The sequence below is a fragment of the Anaerocolumna sp. AGMB13020 genome (assembly GCF_033100115.1).
GTDB lineage: Bacteria > Bacillota > Clostridia > Lachnospirales > Lachnospiraceae > Anaerocolumna.
Genome location: NZ_CP136910.1, coordinates 156,881 through 177,240, shown reverse-complemented (window position 1 = coordinate 177,240; position 20,360 = coordinate 156,881). Strand labels below are relative to the sequence as shown.

The following is a 20,360-nucleotide window of genomic DNA, read 5'->3' as shown; positions in this document are numbered from 1 at the left end:
AAAATTCCTTTTGTATGAAATTGAAAATCCAAAGTAACCCTTTAACAGGAAAACATTGATCTTCTTTTACCTGGTTCTAAAAACATCATCATAGAACGAACAATGCCTATATTTAACAGGCATTGTTCTGATGGAAGAATAGATAAATATATTGCTTCTTGCTATTTCTATCCTTAGCTACTTTTTAAAATAATTATTGCTTTGTTATAATAGTGCTGCTTTGTATTTTATAGTTTCTACCTTTTATCTAATAGTGCCGCTTTGTGTTTTTTATTTTATAGTTTCTACCTTGTTTCCATTTTCTCAATCTCGTTTAACAAGATTTCCTTTGCACTGGAAATAGCCCTGGCTACACTGCCCTCTTCAAAAGGAACTGAAAGATTAGCCACCTTTAACAATTCCAGATAACTCTTGCTGGAACCTGCTTTGCAGAGATTCAGATAATCCTTCCAGGCCTGCTCTTTATTCTCAAGATAACGTTTCTTGAATTCCATAGCACCCATTGTTGTAAGCGTATAATTGATGTAATAGAAAGGATACAGGAAAATATGCAGTTTATGATACCAGAAACCGCCTCTTTCCATAAACTCATCATTCTCATATTTACGCCATGGCATGTATTTCTCCTCTAACTTGTGCCATTCCATTGTTCTTTCCTTGGGTGTAAGCTCCGGATGCTCGTAGACAATATGCTGGAACTCATCCACAGCTACACCAAAGGGTACAAAAGTCATTGCTTCCTGCAGATGTGCAAATCGGAATTTATCCGCTCCGGCTCCAAAGAATTGCTCTGCGTAAGGATAGGAGAACTGCTCCATGGACATAGAATGAATCTCTGCAATATCTGTACCACCCATATGATAGAGGAAGGTTTTTTGCTCCCTCATAGCTTCATAACCAGCAAATGCATGCCCTAACTCATGGGTTAATACCTGCATGTCGAAAATAGTATGGTTAAAGCAGGAAAATACATAAGGAGCTTTATAGGAAGGAAGAGTAGTCATATAACCGGTAGATGCTTTGCCTGGTTTATTCTTAAGATCCATTAACTCATGATCTATCATAAAGTCAATAAATTCAGCAGTCTCGGGACTGAGTTCATGATACATCTTCTGTGCTTCCTTTACCAGATAATCGTCATCACCAATGGGTTCTGCGTTCCCGTCAGGGAAGATGAATTTCTCATCGAAGACTTTAAGCTCTTCTACGCCAATACGTTTTCTCTGTGCTTCATAGAGTTTCGTACAAAGAGGTACGATTTCCTTTCTTACCTGCTCGCGGAAAGCCGCAACTTCCTTTACACCGTAATCACTGCGTTCCTGCTTTTTATAGCCTAAGGGAATGAAATTCTCATAACCCAGGGCTTTTCCCATTTCATTTCTGATTTGTATCAGCTGACTAAAGATATCTTCCATCTCTTCTTCGTTGCTATGATAGAAGTCAGAGTAAGCCTTAAAAGCAGCCTTTCTTAAATTTCTGTCTGGATTTTCAAAATATTTCTGTACCCCATACAGATTCAAGGTCTGGCCTTCAAAAGGAATCTTGGCGGTTGCCATGAGCTTTTGATATTGCTGGGTAAGTTTCCCTTCTTTTTGTAAGAAAGGTATAATCTCATCTTTGAACTGATCTACACTTCTTTGAAGTGCGGTTAAGAGCTCTTTCCCATATTCCCTGTTAATATCCTCTGCAAAGCTGCTTGCAATAAGAGCTTTAAAAAGTCCGGTTTGAGCTGTGCCAAGCTCAGCCGTTCTCTCATCAATAAATTCAACTTCCTTCTCGTAAAACACATCTGTAGTATCAAGGGTATTACGAATAAAAGCAATCGTTTTCATTGTATCTACAGGTGCATTTATTTCTTCTAGTTTCTGAATAGCTTCTTGAACCTCCGTATACGAAACAGCATTTTTAACCTGTTCTGTCAACTTGTTCAATTCCTGTTCAAATTTATCAAAGTCCGGTCTTTCGTATTGTAATGTTGAAAATGTAAACTTATCCATCGTTATCTCCTGTCTGTATTTATTGATTTAGTATATGAATGTATCTCTTTATAATAATACCAATTGCAATTCAGACATACAAGCATAACTTGGCAATAAACACCAGGTTTTAAGAATATTTTTGATAGTAGTTGATTTACCTGCTCCGTCTACACCTGGAAAACCATATAATTCCATTTATTGCATTCCACCTCTCAATTTGATTTTCCTTATTGCACTTAACGAAAAAGAAATTATCAACGGCTTTGAGGTATAATACCGTTTATCCTTCTATTGGAGCATATCAGACGAGAAGAGGTGCATTCACTTAGGATTGGCATATGCCAGGGAATGATTGTTTCTGAATAAGATAAGAAATGTTTAAAGATAAGAAATAACCGATGCTGTGTTATAGTAAGTGAATTTTATTGGTTCTCTTACTATAATACAGCACCGGTTATCTATGAATCTATTATATTTGCTGATATAATATGCTACTCCCTATAGTTCATACTAATACCTGTTTATTAATGAATCCGTCATACGACAGGTATTAAATAAACCAGAAATTACTATTAAAGACAATACTTCGATAGGTTTCAAAGACAATCCACTTTTTGGTAAATTCCAGTTCGTTTTTCCCTTCTGTATCCTTATATTCCTTTAAGAAGCGTTCGGTTTCTTCTGCTGTTGCTGCCTGAATGGAGAAACCTCTGCCGTTTATTAGAGGGACACCTGAAAATTGAAAGTTGTCGATGGAATTAATCTCCTCTATCTTAGAGTCTCTGATCTTTATAGCAGTCCAGTCTCGAAGAACAAGGATATCAAAATTTTCAGGATAATGATAGCTTTCACCTTTCACCGGTATTACATCTCCCAAGGTGTATAGCTTGTTTTCAGGTTTTAGCTTTGATATGTTAAGGCTTTCCAGGTTATAATAGAATTCCTCAAAGATATCACCTCTTGCTTTTATATTCTCAGATATAAAAGTCGCACTGTCCTCAAGTAAGCTGCTTTCCTTGTGAAGCTCTTCAATTACACCACAGGCAGAGGTCATATTTGTAATGCGGTCTATTAATATGAGTTCCCCCAAGGTTTTATGGGCATGGAATCTATCGGCAACAATTTTCTCTGCGAGTACGATGTCGCATACTGCAATCTCATTTTTCTTTAACTGGGCGGCAGGCTGATGCTCACCGGAATTGACATCTATCTTATAACGGATACTGGTAACTACACCAGGTATTAATTTGGTGCCGATTTTAACAAAGTAATCCTTATCTGGTGTAAGTTCTGCATCGTCCATCCACAAAAGGGTAGCAGTCAGGGTTTTGCTGGTGGTCAGACCTGCATTTTTTGTTAATACACAGCCTCTTGATACATCTACTTCTTTATTTAGCTGAATGGTGACTGGCTGACCTTTGAATGCCTGATCAGCTTCCCTGTCCGTAATATGAATGCTCTTAACAATAGCTTTTTCATTGCTTGGGAGCGTAATCAGCTCGTCACCTACCTGAATGGTGCCGGCTTCAATCTGCCCCTGAAAGCCACGAAAGGTGTGATTAGGTCTGCACACTCTCTGAACAGGCATGTAAAAGCCATCTTCTTCGGCTGAATTTATGGTGTCTGCATTTTCAAGATAGGTAAGCAGGGGTTCTTCTGTATACCAGGTTATATTCTCTGAGTTTCTGGTAAGATTATCTCCCTCCGTGGCAGAAATAGGAATTATCTTAACATTCTCAAGTGATAGTTCAGAGGATAATTGCTTTATTTCAGCTGCAATTGCCTCAAAACGTTCTTTGCTGTAACCAATTAAATCCATCTTGTTTACAGCAAATACGAAATGCCTGATCCCCATTAAGGAACAGATTCTGGCATGTCTTCTGGTCTGTACAAGGACACCCTGCTTCGCATCCACTAAAATAATCGATAAATCAGCAAAAGAAGCACCAACAGCCATATTTCGGGTATATTCCTCATGACCGGGGGTATCTGCAACGATGAAGCTACGATTGTCGGTGGTAAAGTAACGATAGGCTACATCAATGGTAATGCCCTGTTCCCTTTCCGCCATCAACCCGTCTAAAAGGAGCGAATAATCAATTGCACCTTCCCTGCTGCCAACCTTGGAATCTAATTCCAGTGCTTTTTCCTGATCCGTATATAAGAGCTTTGAATCATATAATATATGTCCGATAAGGGTAGATTTTCCATCATCCACACTTCCACAGGTAATAAACTTTAATAAGCCCTTCATCTAGAAATATCCCTCCCTTTTTCTTCTCTCCATGCTGCCGGCTGCCTCATTGTCTATAACTCTGCTAGTTCTTTCTGAGGACACGGCACTCAAGGTTTCATCTATGATTTCATCCAGTGTAACCGCTGTTGATTCACAACCACCGGTTAAGGGATAGCACCCAAGAGTACGAAAACGTACGGTTTTGTATTCCACCTGCTCTCCCGGCAATAGCTTTAAACGGTCATCGTCTACCATAATTATATTGCCATCGCGATAGACTATGGGGCGTTCCTTGGCATAATAAAGAGATACGATATCAATATTTTCACGCTGTATGTACTGCCAGATATCTTTTTCTGTCCAGTTGGATATAGGGAAAACGCGCATACTCTCACCTTTGTTGATCTTAGTGTTATAGAGCTTCCACATTTCAGGGCGCTGATTCTTGGGATCCCAGGCCTGTGCTTCATTACGGAAAGAAAAGATTCTTTCCTTTGCACGGGACTTTTCTTCGTCACGGCGACCGCCGCCAAAAGCAGCCGTAAAGCCGTACTTCTTCAAACCCTGTTTTAAAGCCTGTGTCTTCATGATATCCGTGTAAGCAGAGCCATGGTCAAAGGGATTGATGCCCTGGTCAATCCCCTCCTGATTACTGTGAACGATCATTTCAATCCCCAGCTCCTTCGCTTTACGATCGCGAAACTCTGTCATTTCCCTGAACTTCCAGGTGGTATCGATATGCATAAAAGGAAACGGGGGCTTCTCCGGATAAAATGCTTTCATGGCAAGATGCAGCATTACCGAACTGTCTTTGCCGATGGAATATAACATAACCGGTTTCTCACATTCTGCTGCAACTTCTCTTATACAAAAGATTGCTTCAGCCTCTAGCTCATCAAGATGTGTTAATTCACTCATCAGTATTTCCTCCTGTTTCTCTTTTCCTTAATATTGGTTGGAAGCTTTACGGTTTATATCAATAACAGTTATTTCACCGTCTGTCTTCTCGATTTGCCAGTGGACGATATCTCCTTCCATGCCGGTAATCAACTTACTGCCCATACCTCCGATGTCTGCCCCCAAATAAAAGGATATAACTCCGAAGCTACATTCCTTTAAGCAGGAGGAACATCCCCAGCAGTCTTTTGGATATTTGATATAGGCTTTTTTATCCTCTGTCAGTTTAATCAGACTTCCGGGACATACCTGCATACATTTTCTGCAGCCGGTGCAGCTCTCCTTACGAATTGCTATGCTCATATATTTCCCCCCGTCCTACTAAATCTCTGTAAATTATTTTCAGTTCCCCATCAACTACTCTGGAGTTCACATATTTCAACCATTCATCCTTCTTATCAGGATAATCCAGATTCTCTGCAAAACTGTGCCATCTGGTTTCTTTTCTTGCATTCAAGTGAGCTATAACGGATTTTGCAAGCACCAGCCGCTCCTTTAATTCATAGACAAACATTAATTCATGCATATCCTCTGCACGGATATGACTGCTAAGTTTAATCAGCTGGTCTATTTTCTCATCTGCAATCGTAAGCTGTTTCTCATTGAACTGATAGTTATTTGATATGCCGCCTGCATAAGTATCCATTACTTTTTGCATGGCTTCCTCTAATTGCTCTATTGCAAAGACCGGATTCTTATAATTTAAGATAGCTTCCAATTCCTGAAGTTTCTTGCTTGCAAGGCGAAGTTCTTCCGAGGTTTCATCTATATCCTGGATATTAGGTGAAGAGCAGGTCTTAGTTGTCTCATTCCATGTAACCTGTTCCGCTGCCGGAGTTTGATTTTCTGCTTTGTATGCAGTAGATTTTTTCTCCTTATCTTCTTGCTTTCTATCTTCAAGTGCGGCCAGAGCGGCAATCTCTCCTTCAACCAAAGCACCGGTTACATATTTCTGGGGACATCCACCGGCCACATCTCCTGCTGCGTATAAGCCTTTTATGGTAGTGCGTCGCTTTGTATCCACCCAATACCCACTGGCCGTGTGCCCGCCGACAATATAAGGTTCGGTACCTTCAATTTCTACATTTTGCTGACTGGGGTTCTTTCCGGCCTCAATCCACTTTAAGGTTTGACTGGGGGCCATGTTCAGGTAAGCTTTTTTGAGTTCTTCATCCTGCAAGGCGGTGATGCCTTCCGTTCTAAGATAACAGGGACCTCTGCCTTCAAGCGTTTCCTTCACTGTACCGTATACACGTTCAGAGGTCGTAATTCCGTATTTGGTTTCATAGACCTCACCGAAAGAATTCACCTGACTGGCACCTACACCTTGTGCGATGGTGCCTGTAGGAGCAATGGTATCCTTACATCTTAAGGCAATGAATCTCATTTCAAAGGTAGTCATCTCTGCTCCGGCACGTATTCCCATGGCATATCCGGCGCCTGTATTAAAGGGGGGATACCACATCTTATGTCTGGAGAATCCGGGATTATTAGGCCGATATAATCCTGCGGCACCACCAGTTGCACAAATGACCTTATCTGCTCTTATTTCATAGAGTATTTCCTCCTCTATACTAAAGGCAAAAGCTCCAAGTATCCGGTTATCCTTTATAATATAATCCGTAACATTTACCCGGTTTAATATTTTAACATCTTCCAAGCTGCTAACGGCATCTGCCAGAATTGGTTTGATATTTTCCCCGTTTATTTTTATGTTACGATTACCTCTGGCTACATATTCCCCCTGCTCATCCTTTAGTATGATAAGTCCAAGGTCCTCCAGCTTCTTAGTAACCCGGTTAAGCCCCTGGGACATGGTAAGCAGGAGATCTTCCCTAACAATATGGTCTGCATCTTTTTTAGCATACTCTACATAGTCTTCCGGTGTTCTGCCTTTCACAATATAAGCATTGATTGCATTTACACCAGCTGCCAGACATCCGCTGCGTTTAATATTAGCTTTTTCCGCTATAAGAACGGCGGCATCGGAATGTTCCCTGACGGTAAGAGCTGCATAACAGCCTGCAGTTCCTCCGCCAATTATCAATATATCTGTAGTAAGCTGTTTTAGCTTTAATTTTTTTCCCATGAAATCCTCCGTGAATATTTATCAAAGTCCATCAATCCCGCTAAGATTTAATCAAAACATGAAATAGAAAAATGTTATATATAGATAGGATTCTTATCTTCTATTGCTTTATTTTCCAAAACCAGATTGCCTTGCTCACCAAAGGTAAACAAACGGTAAATCAGTACATTCACCTCTTCCCCTGTACTTAATGGAACTTCCTCTAAAGATCTGGTGGCGGTGAGCTGATAATCTTTCACTCTTATCTTTATTTCTGAATAGCTTCCACGAAAGGAAACTTTCTCAACAATCCCGGCTTCTACGGAATTCGGATAGAGAAGAGCTTCTTCTTTTCTGCTGACTTTTATAAATTCCGGTCGGATTATGGCTTTTGAACCACTCTGTGCTCCTTTAAAGCCGATGAGTCTGCTGTAATCCTCTAAGAGTGATGACTGACCTACAAACTCTGCAACAAAGAGAGATTCAGGATTACGATAAATATCCAGAGGAGAACCTTTTTGTTCAATTCTTCCTTTGTTCGTTATTATGATTTCATCAGCTACTTCGATGGCTTCATCCTGGTCATGGGTAACAAAGATACTTGTTATACCAACCTTATTGATAGTTTCTTTCAGCCAGCTTCTTAGTTCCTGCCTAACCTTGGCATCAATGGCTGCAAAAGGTTCATCTAATAAAAGCAGCTGAGGATTAGGAGCCAGAGCCCTTGCAAATGCAACTCTTTGCTTCTGTCCGCCAGACAGCTGGTGTGGATAACGGTTACCTAATCCCTCAAGTCCGATGAGTGACAGTAATTCCTCCACCCTTTCCTTGCTTTCCTTTTTATTTTTCTTCTGGATTTCAAGACCAAAGGCAATGTTGTCGTATACCGTCATGTAACGAAATAAGGCATAATTTTGAAATACAAAGCCAATCCCTCTTTTACTGGCAGGCAGATCATTGACACGGCTGCCATTGATAAAGATATCGCCGGAGTCCGGATATTCAAGACCTGCCAGCATACGAAGAATGGTTGTCTTTCCGCTTCCGCTGGGGCCTAGTAAACCGATAAGCTTCCCCTTTTCTATACCGAAGCTGATATGATCGGAGGCTTTAAAATCTCCGAAGGTTTTATTTATGTTTTTCATTTCTACATGCATTTCAGACACCAGCCTTTTTCATTTTATATTCCAGAATATTTCTGATAATTAATAGGATAACAGCTAAAATTACCAGCATTGAGGATACAGCAAAAGCTGCGGTAAAGTTAAACTCACTGAAGAATATTTCCACCTGCAGGGGTAAGGTTATCGTCTTGCCCCTTAAATGTCCCGATAAGACAGATACTGCGCCGAATTCTCCCATTGCTCTGGCGGTACATAATACGACTCCATATAGAAATGCCCATTTAATCTGAGGAAAAGTAATCCTTCGAAAGATTCGAAAGGCTCCGGCCCCCATAATAGCTGCTGCTTCTTCCTGATCAGAACCCTGTGCATTGAGAACGGGTATGATCTCTCTTGATATAAAGGGAAAGGTTACGAAAACGGTACCAAGGATAACGCCAGGAACTGCAAAGACAATTTTGATATCCAGTAATGTCAGCAGGCCATGAGTCCATCCGATTCGCCCAAAGGTAAGAATAAATATCAGACCTGCTATGATAGGTGAAATGGCAAAGGGAATGTCTATTAAAGTTGTCAGCAGTTTCTTCTTCCTGAATTGATATTTTGTTACAGTCCAGGCTGCAAACAGACCAAATACTGTATTTACTGCCACTGCAGCCAAAGTAGCTTCCAGGGTTAATAGAAGGGCTTTTAAGGTATAGGTATCAAATACTGCTTTCTTATATACTTCAATACCATTTCTTAAAGCTTCCGTAATTACAACCACCAAGGGCATGATTAGCATAATAAACAAGAACAGAATACTTATGGTAATCAGAAAAACCGGTATGAACTTTGATTCCTTCTGCTGCGTTTTTTGCATTATGACGGCTCCTTTCTATTCCCTGGTAAATTTATTGGCATATACCTGCACTGAGTTAATGGCAAATAAGATAATAAAGGAAAAGGCCAGCATCACTAAAGCTATGGCGTTCGCACCGTCATAGTTGAACTGTTCCAATTTACTCATTATCAGGAGAGGAGCGATTTCTGTCTTAAAGGGAATATTACCTGCTATAAAGACAACGCTGCCATACTCTCCTACAGCCCTTGCAAAAGCAAGACCGAAACCGGTAAGCAGTGCCGGTCTGATCTCCGGAAATACTATACGAAAGAATATTTTTGCTCTGCTGGCACCAAGAACATTCGCTGCTTCTTCATATTGGGGATCCAGATCTTCAAGCACCGGCTGTATGGTTCTTACTACAAAAGGTATTCCTATAAATACCATAGCAACAATGATTCCAAGTTTTGAGTAAGAAACCTTTATTCCCCATGCTCCCAGAAATTTTCCTATCATTCCTTTGTCAGAGTAAAGGGTGGTAAGGGCGATACCGGCAACAGCTGTAGGCAGGGCAAAGGGAAGTTCAATGAGCCCGTCTATCAATCTCTTAAAAGGAAACTCATACCGTACAAGTATCCAGGCTAATATCACACCAAAAACTGCATTGATAATTGCGGCAATAAGGGAACAGGAAAAACTCACCACATAACCGGATACAATTCGTTTGTCCGTAACCGTATCAAAAAAAGTATGTATTCCCATCGTAGAGGCATTAAGTACCAGAGAAGCCATTGGAATCAGTACAACTAAGCTGAGTAAGGTTAAAGTGACTCCCATGGAAATTCCAAATCCAGGGATTACCTGCTTTCTTTTACGACGTTTCATAGGTCTTAAAGCCTCCATTTATTCTTTTTTATTCACCGGTATATATCTGATCAAATATACCACCGTCGTCGAAATGTTTTTCCTGCGCCTGTTTCCAACCACCGAATAACGGGTCGTCAATGGTTAACAGTTCCAGATCAAGGTTGAAAACATCTTTGAATTCTTTTAATATTTCTGGGTTCGTAGGTCTGTAATAGTTCTCTCCTGCTAGCTTCTGCCCTGCATCAGAGTAGAGATATTCCAGGTAAGCTGTAGCAACTTCTCTTGTTCCTCTGTCATCTACCACCTTATCCACAAGGGCTACAGGCGGTTCTGCAAGGATGCTTATGCTTGGTGTAATTATTTCATATTCATCCGGGTTTTCCTTAATGGAAAGGTAAGCTTCATTTTCCCAGGCCAGTAGTACATCTCCCTGACCATTTTCCACAAAAGTAGTGGTTGCACCTCTGGCACCGGAATCCAGCACCAATACGTTCTGGAAAAGCTTCTTAATGTACTCCTTAATCTGCGTTTCATCGTGGTTATAGGTTTTATCAGCATATCCCCAGGCAGCCAGGTAATTCCATCTGGCACCACCGGAGGTCTTAGGATTGGGAGTGATTATTTTAACGTCCTCTCTTATCAGGTCATCCCAATCATTTATCTGTTTTGGATTGTCTTTACGAACCAGGAATACGATTGTTGAAGTATAAGGAGAACTGTTATTTTCAAATTCACTCTGCCATCCGGCTTCAATAAGTCCGGCTTCTTCGATAGCAGTAATATCATAACCCAGTGCCAGGGTGACAACATCTGCTTCATTACCTTCAATAACAGAACGAGCCTGCTTTCCGGAGCCTCCATGGGATGGCACAACAGTAACCTCCTGACCGGTCTTCTCTTTCCAGTATTTTGCGAATTCTTTGTTATAGGCTTCATAAAATTCTCTGGTAGGATCGTAAGATACATTCGTAATTTCCACAGATTTTGCACTTGATACATCCACATCTTTACTCTTGTTGCCACAACCAGCCAATACCCCCGTTACTAATGCCATTGTTAATCCGAACGTAAACAGTTTTCTGATTTTCATAAATACTCCTTTCCTCCTTCATAAAGCCTGCTATTGACTATTGCTGATAAGTCAAAGATAATAGCTTCTGATCAAAACAGATGATATTAATTCATATATGATTACTATGATTTATGATTATACTTTAGAAGTAATAGTTATGCAACAGTAAAAAGGTAAAACGTTTGCGTAGCTGTTAATATGCATAAATCCTGTATTTTAAAATCTTTGAGAAGACAAAAAAACAGACTCTCAACTAAATAATAGTTTAGAATCCGCTTTTTTGTTAATAAATTGGTTACAGCTTCTTTTTATTTTACCGCATTATTTTTTATTTGGCTACTGTTAAAGCACGTTGTATCATGTATTTTTCAAACCATGGTTATGATATCAGGAAAGAACTGCACCAGACAGTTATTGTTCCTGATAGTTTCTGCATTTACCTGCACATCTCTGGTACAGTCATTAATATTTGAGCAATTCTGCTTATACTTGGCCTGCTTGCCGTTAGCATTCCCCATAAATTACTGTAGAAGCGGGCGGGTATAAAGCCTGGCCAGATTATCGATTCTACGGATAAGTTCATTTCTAACTTCCACAGGTTCTAAACATTCACATTTATCGCCAAAGCCTAGAATAAGATTATATCCGGAATCGTCATCAATAAACGGTAACAGGGCTATAAAATGATCTTCATTAAAGGGGGTAATATTTTCATTTCCGCAATAATCTATGACCTTATCCCTCACAGATTCGTGAATACGTAATTTAACGGTGATTTGCTTTTTATCCATCATGTCCGTAAATTCAGAAATTATATGCGGTAATTCCCTGGGCAATTCCCGCAATGAAAATAACTCGTTAAGAATTTGCAGCTCTGACATACGTACCAATTTAAATAAACGAAATTCATTTCGTACTAAGCAAAACCCCATTAGATAGCAGCTATGTGCTTTTATCATAACTCTATACGGTTCAACTTTACGCTTACTTGTATGCCCGGAACGATTAAAATACGCAAAAGAAATCAATTGCTGGTTTTTCACAGCCTCTTTGATTTCAGAAAAATAAGTTTGCACTTTGGGATGTTCTTTCCACGGCTGTAAATCTAATAAAACTTGATTGGAACGTAACTCTATTTCATTGGCTTGTTCTGCAGGGATAAGGCTTTGTATTTTTGCTGTAGTATGAACTATTTCTTCTCTACTCATGACGGCTGATACCCCCTGTAAGCCTCTTAATAAGGCTACGAGGTCAGAAACGGAAAATACATTCTTGTCAATTTTATATTTTTCCATAATCTGAAAACCACCGTTGACTCCGGTAGTTGAAATAATCGGTATGCCAGACATATCAATTGTTTCTATATCGCGATAGATTGTTCTAAGTGAAACTTCAAATGTTTCCGATAACTCTCTGGCGCTGACTTTTTTCTTTTCAAGTAGCAGCAAAATAATCGATATCAGTCTGTCAATCTTCATTTTTTATTCCTTTCGATGAACAAGAAAATGATTACTTTTATTTATTTTAAAACACTGACATAATGCTGTCAAGGTTACCATGTTAGTCTAAAAGCATAATAATCATAAGGAGGTAGACCAGTATGGAGTATACTGAAAAATATCAGGAAATTGTTCAAAAAGCATATTCTATTGCATTAGCAACAGCGATTGACAACAAGGCGAATATCCGCTGTGTATCAAGTTGTTTTGATCCGGTCAGACCCAGCGTCATTTACTTTTCTACTAACAGAAATATGCCAAAGGTGACTGAATTTGCAAGAAATAATGAGGTTGCTTTCACAACTGTCCCTGCACCTGCCGATGGACATATTCATGTTCGCAGCCAAAAAGCTACCGTTCATAAGAGCGACTTTACCATTGATGAATTAAAGGACATGTTTATAACGCAGATTCCAGGCTTTGAAAGAACACTGGAAATGGCAGGCAGGTTTTTAGATGTATATGAAATTCATGTTAAAGAAGCAATTGTTGTGCTTGGACCTATGCAGACAGGAACGGTTACATTCTAACTGTGCTAATCTATAGAATGAAACGTTGCCAGACAGTAGAAATAGTAAGCTGTAGTCTTATGTACAATATTTTAAGTAAAATAGTAGCTTATGCCACATAATTTGATGCTGTCTTTTTTCTTAATTGAATCGGTAAATAAGAATACTGCATAAAGGATAAGGTGATTGACTATGAAAAAAGTAAAGGTATGTAAACGCTGTTCTAATTTCAACAAGGATGAGATTGCAGCATATGCAAAGGAGAGTAATTGCAATCTGGAATTTGGTTGCGTAAGCAGATGTAAAAAGAAATACCCTGGGTTAAGAGATAGATTTTTTGGACGCATTGATGGAAATCTTACAATATGTAATTCCAAAGAGGATTTTTTCTATCAAATTCAGCAATAAAGCTTTATTGCTGAATTAAATAGTGATGACTAAAAACTGCCGCACGACGGTAAAAGAAAAACCGTCGTACAGCAGTCAGTTGATTGTATTTATTATGGAGGTTCTGGGATTTAAGGTTCTTATGTATTTCCGAACTGCTATTTCTTTTGGTATGGGTCGTATCTACCTTTGGCTGCTGGATTTAGCTGAAGTTTTATCTTTTATAGATTATAAAGAAAGCTTTATTCGTTTTAAATATGCTTTGCAACACTCTCTCTGATTGCTAATTTATAAGGAAGAAATATTTTCATAGGTAATTTGTGATTTTTATTCATGCGGTTGACAAGTGTTTGCACAGCAATATTACCCAATTCAGATTTGGGCATACCAATGGTGGTCAGCATTGGTGACACATAACCTGCAAGCTCAATATCATCCATACCAATAACAGATATATCCTCCGGAATCTTTATGCCTGCTTCTGTAAAACGACGGATTGCCGCAATCGCTGTAACATCTGTAGCACAGAATACTGCGGTGGGTAAGGGTTTCGCTTTCTTTAACAGCATATCTGCACCTTGATATCCCCCGGCTCCGTTCTGGGGACAGGAACAGACGATACTGTTGTCATATTCCAGTTTCTTTTTTGAGGCAATGTTTATGTAAGCATTATAGCGGGCTTCATTAACCGTTTCACCAATATAACCTATTCGTTTATGTCCGCATTGGATCAGATAATTTAGAGCCTCACGGGTCGCTTCATAACCGTCACAAATTACCTGATCCAAATCGGCATCTATTACATTACGGCCTACATAGACAATATTTTTATAATGAGCTTTCAAGAATTTAATTGTTCCCATTTCAAAACGTCCAATAACAATTGCACCATCCGTTTTTACAGATTCAATTTTCTTGAGTAGATCCAGATTGGTTATATCCAATACCGAATAGGATAAAGAAATCACATAACCTAAACTGAGGGCTTTTTGCTCAACGGCTCGGGCAACCTGCGCAAAGAATGGATTATCCTCTAAATTCCTGGTTCTTCCAAGGATACAGGTTATTGTTAAGGGTACTTTAACCTTACCATTTTTGTTCTGCTTTAACTGGATGGCTGACTGATTCGGGACATATTCCGTCTCCCTGATGATCTCCCACACCTTATCACGTATTTCCTTACGTGCAAAATTACCATCTTCTGAATTGATAATACGGGAAACGGTGGAAACTGATACCCCTGCACGCTTGGCAATTTCCTTTAGTGTCATACTGAAAGACCTCCTCAATAACAGCTAGCAAGTATTTTATATTTATTAAACAGCTTACAGATTGGACATGAAAACATTGAATTATGTTATTCGAGATTATACACAGTATACCCTATAATGTCAATATGAATATAGAGAATTCAAATGTATCAGCATAAGGTATTTAAGTTTTTGACAATTATTAAGCAATTATACAGACCACAGAATTATTTATATCAGTTTAGTTTTGGAATATTTTTTGAATGTTGCATTAACTGTGTGCCATTTATATAAAAGACTTATTTGGCTTGAAGCCATCCTCTTTACCTGTTTCAACAATAGAGAATAAGTAAAAGTAGAAATAAGAAAAAAAGATTAATAATTTGATTAAACTTTATTCTAAAATTACAAAAAAAGGTTCCTTACCAAGAACCTTTTTTGTAACTAATCTATCCTATTAAAAATTTAATTATTTATATACTTTGAAAAAATATCGAATACTTGATCTAAGTTATCTGCAGAAATCTTGTTATTACTTTTGCTTTCAGAGATATTATTTATGATTTCATCATATGAATCATTATAAGTAATTATTTTTCCATTACTCTCTTCAAATATTCCTTGGTTTCCACCCAAAATATAATATGTGTTATTTTCATAGTCTTTATCTAACGCCAGAACATATTCTTTTCCTGATTCAATTAGTTTACTATCATTAAGTTGAATTATTTTGATAACTTTATTATCAATACCTTGTATACTTTCTTCAATATTAAATTCAGTAACTGTACCTAATTTTTTATATTCAATTACTGATCCTGCAGTCCCTTTGACAACTAAACCAGATGCTGCTGCTAATTCATTTAAAGTGTTATAACCATCAACATATACTGCAGATATATTGCTTTTATTTCCGATTACATCATTATCTTTAGTAATATTAATATTAAATGAATTTTCATTAATTTCTTCATTATTTCTGTTAAAATTAAAAACCATTACCAATGCCAAAATACTTAAAGATATAGATAAAATTATAAATTTTCTAGCCATAATCTCTCTCCTTATCAATATACCTGACCTATATGATTTTTTTCATTGGTACTAGGTGTAGTTGAAGTAACATTTTCTATATATTCTTGCATTATATTACCACTATTATAATGTCCTGTATAACCAAATGCATGCCCCATTTCATGGACAACTACTTTTTTCCAGGTGGTTTCAGTAAAACTACTTGTTGCTGAAGAATTAACCAAATATAGATTAGTTGGACTAGAAATTTTATATATATACTTAGTTGAATTGTTATAATATCCATTAATTGCAAATGTTCCAGAATATAATGTTACTCCAGCAACATTTACAGGTATGCCTATACTCGATGCATCACTGCTACTAATACCACCAATAGCTAAATTTGCTTGTGATTGACTTGCAACGATATTTCTCGATAAACCAGTAGCACTATTCCAACTTGAGAATCCCAATGAAACGTATTCATTTATTTTTGTTGTTGAAAGTAAACTGTTTGTAACATTAGTACCGGTAAAAGTTTTAATTGTAGAAGTATCCCAATAGTATATATCACTTGAATCAGTATACCAATATGATAAATCAATACCTGTTGCTGCACTTGCTTTACTTGGATGTAGGCTTACTAGTACAAGCATAAAAACTATTGTGAAACTTACTAAACTATGTTTTAATTTCATTTTTTCCTCCTTAATAATCACTTAGTAAAGGTATTAATATGGTAATAAATGTATACTATCATGATAGTTATTGTTTGTCAAATATTTTCACATTTTTTCTAAACAACAAATGCGATCAGCAGTTAATAAAATATGAATTCACTTGATCATTTATTTTTTATAATAATTTAATTTGTATTTTCTGCTATATAGGGTTCAAGATGTACATTTACCTGTGCGCTCTGATTCATATGAGATCTAATGGCATTTTCTATCTCGTGAACCAGTTTGTGGGTCTCTTGTATATTCAGACAGGGTTCCACCAGTATATGCATATCAATATACAGATTCTCAATACTTCCTCTGCTTCGTATCTTATGAGTATCTTTCACTTCTTCAAAGCTCATTACGATATTTCTGATTTCCTCTGTATCCACCACTACTCTGTCAAGAAGAATGTTACAGTTATGCTTTCCTACTTCATATGCACTATATAAGATAAAGCCGGACACAATAAGTGAAAGAATAGGATCGATGATATTAGGTAATCCAAGCTTTATTCCAATAGCCGTAAATAAAACACCTAGAGAAATATAAATGTCACTTCTGGTATGAATTGAATCTGAAATGAGAATCAAGCTGCCAAGTTTCCTGCCTTCTCTATATTCCCCCATTGACACGAAAAAGTTGATCACCAAGGTAAGAAATAATACCAGAAGGCTTAGCAGGGAAATCTCAGGCTTGACAGGATTTCTTACTACCTGAATAGCATTAATAAGAACCCGTAAACCAACCCAAAAGAGCATAACTGCAATAAAAAGTCCGGAAAGGGTCTCGTATTTGTTATGACCATAAGGATGTTCTCTGTCTTCTGGTTTCGCTGCCATACCTGTTCCTATGAGCCCTACAATATTGGACATCCCATCGGATAGCGAATGGAGTCCGTCCGCTGTCACACTTGTGCTTTTTGAAAATGCACCTATCAAAATCTTTAGCAGCGCAACCAGCCAGTTTATCAGGAGTATAAGTAAAAGGCATCTTTGAACCCTTTTAAACTTATTCTTTTCCATGGACTATTCCTCTCTGATTTTTATGTATAGGGTAAAAAAATCCATGGGAACAATTATTATAATTGTCCCATGGATAAACTACCACTGTCTCTGCTAGGAGACCCGACCACATGTATAGAAATACACTGTCTGTTCATATATAGTTATTATATAGGTAAACCCAAATAGGGAGGCAAAAGCTGGAGATATGATGCATACATATTAATATATGAAGTTGGAGATTGATGTGTTATCATTTCTCATATTTTATTTTTTACATTTCTTCCGGACACTCTATGCCCAGTAATGACATAGCTTCACCTATTATTTTTTGAACTCCGTATACAAGCAGTAATCGGGCCTTTTTTATATGATTGTCTGATTGCTTGATTGGACATTTATGATAAAATTTATTAAAATCCTGTGCCAGATTAAGTACATACCGTGCTATCATACTAGGCTCATAATTCTCTGCCGCTTTTATAACTGTGTCTGTATAGCTATTCAGGCCTTTTATTAGCTGATAGCTGTATTCCTCTGACAGTACTTCAAAATCGATATCTAAAGCAGCTGTATAATCCCTGTTTTTTCGCAAGATACTCTTAGCCCTTGCATAGGTGTATTGAATATATGGTCCTGAAGCTCCTTCAAAGCTTAATACATCCTCCCATTTAAAATCTATATTCTTAATCCTTTGTGTAAATAAGTCATGAAAGGTATGCATGCTGCAATATCTTTGCTGATTTTTTTCTGCATGGTAAGTCTCCTCCTTTGAAATAAAAAAACCGTAATAGACCGGGTCTAAACCCTTCTATTACGGTTCAAGTTTCTGAAATATGATTCTACTTCACCAAACCGCATAGATACAAGACAAATACTCCTGTAACTATGCGTATAGCGCATAATTACACGAGCAGGTATCTATATCTGCGTCTGATTTGATTGTTTAAGCAATGATTCATATTTTCAGATCCTTTCATTTTGTGTTATGTTAACATTTGGGAGATGAATTGTCAAAGGATTTTTTATCAGAGGATTCCTTTGACAGCTTCCAGTGTATGTTTTGTGAGTTGCATTAAATCGGCTTCGTTGATTTTATAGGAAGATGTTTCTTTTCTGGTAACCTGAGATTTTACAGGTAATAATTCTGATAAATGTTGATCTAAAAGTAGTACAGGGGGATTGCCGGTTCTCTTTAAGAGTTCTTGAGCCAGTTTCGGATTTCCACCATCTGCTCCTCCGCTTATAGAAATAAAACCATAGGGTTTGGAATTGCGCTTTAGATTATTTAAATATGCCCGTAGCGGCGAAGCTGTCTGCCCCATCCAAACTGGTCCGAAAAAAAGTACAATATCGTAATCTTTAACGATAGCCGGTAGAGGATCAACTCTAGGTACCCTGGAAAACATCATATCAAGAAGGATTGTAACCATTGTCATAGGCTTTGAGGTAGTTATTTTATAGTGTTTTACAGATAATTCCTTGGCAACCATTTCTGCAAGTGCTTCATTATTGCCTGTGTAAGAATAAGAAATAATAATTGTTTTCATAAAGGCCTCCTTTTTATTTTTCATCTTTTGCTTTCTTCAATGCCGCTTCCAGTGCTTTTAGATGCGCTTTTGATGTAAGTGTTGCACCACTGATGGCATCCACCTGTAATGATTGTGCGTTTATTACCTTATGAAATAAATCTAATATGGTAACACCTTTTGATAATTTAGCAGGATTACCTTTGTTATCCAGTGCTCCTTTCAGTACTCTGATGTCTTGTATTTTACCATTTTCTATTGTCAATTCGACTGTGGCATCTCTGAAATGCCCTTTTGTTCCGCTATATTCTCCAACATAAATACCATCTTTCAGGTGTGTGAAATCTATATTTTCAATGGTCAGGGTTTCCAGTTCATTCCGTTCTCTGCCATCAACCAATATTGCTGTAAAGCCAGCAAACACAAGAATTAACAGTATTATTAATATAATATGCCAAAGGCGTAATTTCTTTTTCTTTTCTTTTGAACTTAGCATTTGTATCTCCTTTCTATTTCAATTTCATGAAGCGTTTCTAAGTCCTCTCTTTTTGATTCCTTCTGTGCAAATTTCATTCCCACCCAAACAAGAAAAAAGGCAATGAATGAATATTTTTTCATTCGTTCATTTCTTTTCAAAAAATACTGCTCCTGTTTCATCAGCTGGAGCAGTTCATAAGGCTATTCATGATAAGTTCCGTCATATGCTCCAAAAGCTCCGGAAAATATTCAAACCCAATCTCTTCTTTATGTGTATCGATGTTCGTAATCGCTGCAAAGATCATCATTATCATTTTACTGTCGATGTCTTTTCTCATTTTTCCTTGTTCCTGCCAGAGGTTTACCAGTTCGAGAAAACTATCGTATAAGAAATCTACTGTATCAAGACCATTTTCTTCTCGATATACCTGCTCAAGTTTTTCAAAAACACTTCTGTTGTACCATTCTCTTAAGATTGGGTTTGTTCTTATCCCCTCTGTATTAAGCTTCAGCATCTGCTTTACCACAATCATTGGATTCTGATTCAGATCCAGTGACTGAAGGCAGGATTTTTTAAGTTTTTCATTTTCTTCCAGGAAGATATCCATAAACAGTTTTTCTTTGGAGGAATAATAATTATAGAAAGTCCCAACTGCCATTCCGGCTTTTTTTGTTATCACAGATATATTTGTGTCTTTAAAGCCATTTGAACTGAATAATTCTTTTGCACTGTTATAAATCAATGTTTTTTTATCTTCCAAAAGCGTACCTCCATAGTTTATTCACATGAATGAATTGTATTTAATTCATTCATATTATATCCTAAAACATTTATAACTG

At 37.7% G+C, this 20,360-nt stretch carries 21 protein-coding genes and 1 riboswitch; of the genes, 2 read left to right on the top strand and 19 right to left on the bottom strand.

Annotated elements, in window-relative coordinates:
- Positions 1-284 precede the first annotated feature (284 nt).
- From R2R35_RS00815 to R2R35_RS00770, 10 genes are all read right to left on the bottom strand, one after another.
- Positions 285-1,997, bottom strand: a complete 1,713-nt coding sequence (locus R2R35_RS00815) for a M3 family oligoendopeptidase (RefSeq protein WP_317732604.1) — start codon at positions 1,995-1,997, stop codon at positions 285-287.
- A gap of 532 nt (positions 1,998-2,529) precedes the next feature.
- Positions 2,530-4,233 (bottom strand): sulfate adenylyltransferase subunit 1, encoded by a 1,704-nt coding sequence (locus R2R35_RS00810; protein ID WP_317732603.1) that lies wholly within the window; start codon positions 4,231-4,233, stop codon positions 2,530-2,532.
- A complete protein-coding gene (gene cysD / locus R2R35_RS00805) occupies positions 4,234-5,133 on the bottom strand; it encodes a sulfate adenylyltransferase subunit CysD (RefSeq protein ID WP_317732602.1) in 900 nt (299 codons plus the stop codon).
- A gap of 27 nt (positions 5,134-5,160) precedes the next feature.
- Positions 5,161-5,475, bottom strand: coding sequence for an indolepyruvate ferredoxin oxidoreductase subunit alpha (locus R2R35_RS00800; protein WP_317732601.1), 315 nt, complete (start codon positions 5,473-5,475; stop codon positions 5,161-5,163).
- The gene (locus tag R2R35_RS00795) at positions 5,456-7,261 is read right to left on the bottom strand and encodes an adenylyl-sulfate reductase subunit alpha (RefSeq protein ID WP_317732600.1); all 1,806 of its coding nucleotides are present in this window, start codon (positions 7,259-7,261) and stop codon (positions 5,456-5,458) included. Before R2R35_RS00795 ends, R2R35_RS00800 begins: the two co-directional genes overlap by 20 nt.
- Positions 7,262-7,335: 74 nt before the next feature.
- Positions 7,336-8,397 carry an ABC transporter ATP-binding protein gene (locus tag R2R35_RS00790; protein ID WP_317732599.1) on the bottom strand — a complete coding sequence of 354 codons (1,062 nt, stop codon included), beginning with the start codon at positions 8,395-8,397 and terminating at the stop codon, positions 7,336-7,338.
- 1 nt (position 8,398) lies between these two features.
- The gene (gene cysW / locus R2R35_RS00785) at positions 8,399-9,226 is read right to left on the bottom strand and encodes a sulfate ABC transporter permease subunit CysW (RefSeq protein ID WP_317732598.1); all 828 of its coding nucleotides are present in this window, start codon (positions 9,224-9,226) and stop codon (positions 8,399-8,401) included.
- A gap of 15 nt (positions 9,227-9,241) precedes the next feature.
- Positions 9,242-10,072: a sulfate ABC transporter permease subunit CysT gene (gene cysT / locus R2R35_RS00780; protein WP_317732597.1), complete on the bottom strand. Its 831-nt coding sequence runs from the start codon at positions 10,070-10,072 to the stop codon at positions 9,242-9,244.
- A gap of 28 nt (positions 10,073-10,100) precedes the next feature.
- Entirely contained in the window at positions 10,101-11,144 is a 1,044-nt protein-coding gene (locus R2R35_RS00775) for a sulfate ABC transporter substrate-binding protein (RefSeq protein ID WP_317732596.1), read from the bottom strand.
- A 503-nt stretch (positions 11,145-11,647) separates the two neighbouring features.
- Entirely contained in the window at positions 11,648-12,604 is a 957-nt protein-coding gene (locus R2R35_RS00770; protein WP_317732595.1) for a helix-turn-helix transcriptional regulator, read from the bottom strand.
- Between the two features lie 122 nt (positions 12,605-12,726).
- Between R2R35_RS00770 and R2R35_RS00765 the strand changes: the two genes are divergently transcribed.
- Complete coding sequence (locus R2R35_RS00765) at positions 12,727-13,155, top strand: pyridoxamine 5'-phosphate oxidase family protein (RefSeq protein ID WP_317732594.1); 429 nt, start codon at positions 12,727-12,729, stop codon at positions 13,153-13,155.
- Between the two features lie 171 nt (positions 13,156-13,326).
- On the top strand, positions 13,327-13,542 hold the full coding sequence (locus R2R35_RS00760; RefSeq protein ID WP_317732593.1) for a hypothetical protein: 216 nt from the start codon (positions 13,327-13,329) through the stop codon (positions 13,540-13,542).
- Between the two features lie 230 nt (positions 13,543-13,772).
- On the opposite strand, the gene R2R35_RS00755 is transcribed toward R2R35_RS00760, so the two are convergent.
- The 9 genes from R2R35_RS00755 to R2R35_RS00715 all read right to left on the bottom strand — a co-directional run bounded on the left by R2R35_RS00755 (position 13,773) and on the right by R2R35_RS00715 (position 20,281).
- Positions 13,773-14,792 (bottom strand): LacI family DNA-binding transcriptional regulator, encoded by a 1,020-nt coding sequence (locus R2R35_RS00755; protein ID WP_442872261.1) that lies wholly within the window; start codon positions 14,790-14,792, stop codon positions 13,773-13,775.
- A 444-nt stretch (positions 14,793-15,236) separates the two neighbouring features.
- Positions 15,237-15,824, bottom strand: coding sequence for a hypothetical protein (locus R2R35_RS00750; RefSeq protein ID WP_317732591.1), 588 nt, complete (start codon positions 15,822-15,824; stop codon positions 15,237-15,239).
- Between the two features lie 14 nt (positions 15,825-15,838).
- On the bottom strand, positions 15,839-16,486 hold the full coding sequence (locus R2R35_RS00745) for a matrixin family metalloprotease (RefSeq protein ID WP_317732590.1): 648 nt from the start codon (positions 16,484-16,486) through the stop codon (positions 15,839-15,841).
- A 167-nt stretch (positions 16,487-16,653) separates the two neighbouring features.
- Positions 16,654-17,535 carry a cation diffusion facilitator family transporter gene (locus tag R2R35_RS00740; RefSeq protein WP_317732589.1) on the bottom strand — a complete coding sequence of 294 codons (882 nt, stop codon included), beginning with the start codon at positions 17,533-17,535 and terminating at the stop codon, positions 16,654-16,656.
- 60 nt (positions 17,536-17,595) lie between these two features.
- Positions 17,596-17,682, bottom strand: a riboswitch (NiCo riboswitch).
- Between the two features lie 106 nt (positions 17,683-17,788).
- Positions 17,789-18,238 (bottom strand): DALR anticodon-binding domain-containing protein, encoded by a 450-nt coding sequence (locus tag R2R35_RS00735; RefSeq protein WP_317732588.1) that lies wholly within the window; start codon positions 18,236-18,238, stop codon positions 17,789-17,791.
- A gap of 304 nt (positions 18,239-18,542) precedes the next feature.
- Entirely contained in the window at positions 18,543-19,064 is a 522-nt protein-coding gene (locus tag R2R35_RS00730; RefSeq protein ID WP_317732587.1) for a flavodoxin family protein, read from the bottom strand.
- A 13-nt stretch (positions 19,065-19,077) separates the two neighbouring features.
- Positions 19,078-19,539 carry an FMN-binding protein gene (locus R2R35_RS00725; RefSeq protein WP_317732586.1) on the bottom strand — a complete coding sequence of 154 codons (462 nt, stop codon included), beginning with the start codon at positions 19,537-19,539 and terminating at the stop codon, positions 19,078-19,080.
- Complete coding sequence (locus tag R2R35_RS00720) at positions 19,533-19,679, bottom strand: hypothetical protein (protein ID WP_317732585.1); 147 nt, start codon at positions 19,677-19,679, stop codon at positions 19,533-19,535. The genes R2R35_RS00725 and R2R35_RS00720 overlap by 7 nt, the downstream gene beginning before the upstream one ends.
- Positions 19,680-19,699: 20 nt before the next feature.
- Complete coding sequence (locus R2R35_RS00715) at positions 19,700-20,281, bottom strand: TetR/AcrR family transcriptional regulator (protein ID WP_317732584.1); 582 nt, start codon at positions 20,279-20,281, stop codon at positions 19,700-19,702.
- Between the last annotated feature and the right edge of the window lie 79 nt (positions 20,282-20,360).

Excerpts from the sequence above, each read along its gene's own strand:
- cysD (WP_317732602.1), bottom strand. The coding sequence starts at position 5,133 with ATGAGTGAATTAACACATCTTGATGAGCTAGAGGCTGAAGCAATCTTT.
- R2R35_RS00760 (WP_317732593.1), top strand. The coding sequence starts at position 13,327 with ATGAAAAAAGTAAAGGTATGTAAACGCTGTTCTAATTTCAACAAGGAT.
- R2R35_RS00790 (WP_317732599.1), bottom strand. The coding sequence starts at position 8,397 with ATGCATGTAGAAATGAAAAACATAAATAAAACCTTCGGAGATTTTAAA.
- R2R35_RS00740 (WP_317732589.1), bottom strand. The coding sequence starts at position 17,535 with ATGGAAAAGAATAAGTTTAAAAGGGTTCAAAGATGCCTTTTACTTATA.
- R2R35_RS00755 (WP_442872261.1), bottom strand. The coding sequence starts at position 14,792 with ATGACACTAAAGGAAATTGCCAAGCGTGCAGGGGTATCAGTTTCCACC.
- R2R35_RS00730 (WP_317732587.1), bottom strand. The coding sequence starts at position 19,064 with ATGAAAACAATTATTATTTCTTATTCTTACACAGGCAATAATGAAGCA.
- R2R35_RS00795 (WP_317732600.1), bottom strand. The coding sequence starts at position 7,261 with ATGGGAAAAAAATTAAAGCTAAAACAGCTTACTACAGATATATTGATA.
- R2R35_RS00810 (WP_317732603.1), bottom strand. The coding sequence starts at position 4,233 with ATGAAGGGCTTATTAAAGTTTATTACCTGTGGAAGTGTGGATGATGGA.
- R2R35_RS00745 (WP_317732590.1), bottom strand. The coding sequence starts at position 16,486 with ATGAAATTAAAACATAGTTTAGTAAGTTTCACAATAGTTTTTATGCTT.
- R2R35_RS00750 (WP_317732591.1), bottom strand. The coding sequence starts at position 15,824 with ATGGCTAGAAAATTTATAATTTTATCTATATCTTTAAGTATTTTGGCA.
- cysT (WP_317732597.1), bottom strand. The coding sequence starts at position 10,072 with ATGAAACGTCGTAAAAGAAAGCAGGTAATCCCTGGATTTGGAATTTCC.
- R2R35_RS00765 (WP_317732594.1), top strand. The coding sequence starts at position 12,727 with ATGGAGTATACTGAAAAATATCAGGAAATTGTTCAAAAAGCATATTCT.
- R2R35_RS00725 (WP_317732586.1), bottom strand. The coding sequence starts at position 19,539 with ATGCTAAGTTCAAAAGAAAAGAAAAAGAAATTACGCCTTTGGCATATT.
- R2R35_RS00815 (WP_317732604.1), bottom strand. The coding sequence starts at position 1,997 with ATGGATAAGTTTACATTTTCAACATTACAATACGAAAGACCGGACTTT.
- cysW (WP_317732598.1), bottom strand. The coding sequence starts at position 9,226 with ATGCAAAAAACGCAGCAGAAGGAATCAAAGTTCATACCGGTTTTTCTG.
- R2R35_RS00735 (WP_317732588.1), bottom strand. The coding sequence starts at position 18,238 with ATGCATACCTTTCATGACTTATTTACACAAAGGATTAAGAATATAGAT.
- R2R35_RS00800 (WP_317732601.1), bottom strand. The coding sequence starts at position 5,475 with ATGAGCATAGCAATTCGTAAGGAGAGCTGCACCGGCTGCAGAAAATGT.
- R2R35_RS00770 (WP_317732595.1), bottom strand. The coding sequence starts at position 12,604 with ATGAAGATTGACAGACTGATATCGATTATTTTGCTGCTACTTGAAAAG.
- R2R35_RS00775 (WP_317732596.1), bottom strand. The coding sequence starts at position 11,144 with ATGAAAATCAGAAAACTGTTTACGTTCGGATTAACAATGGCATTAGTA.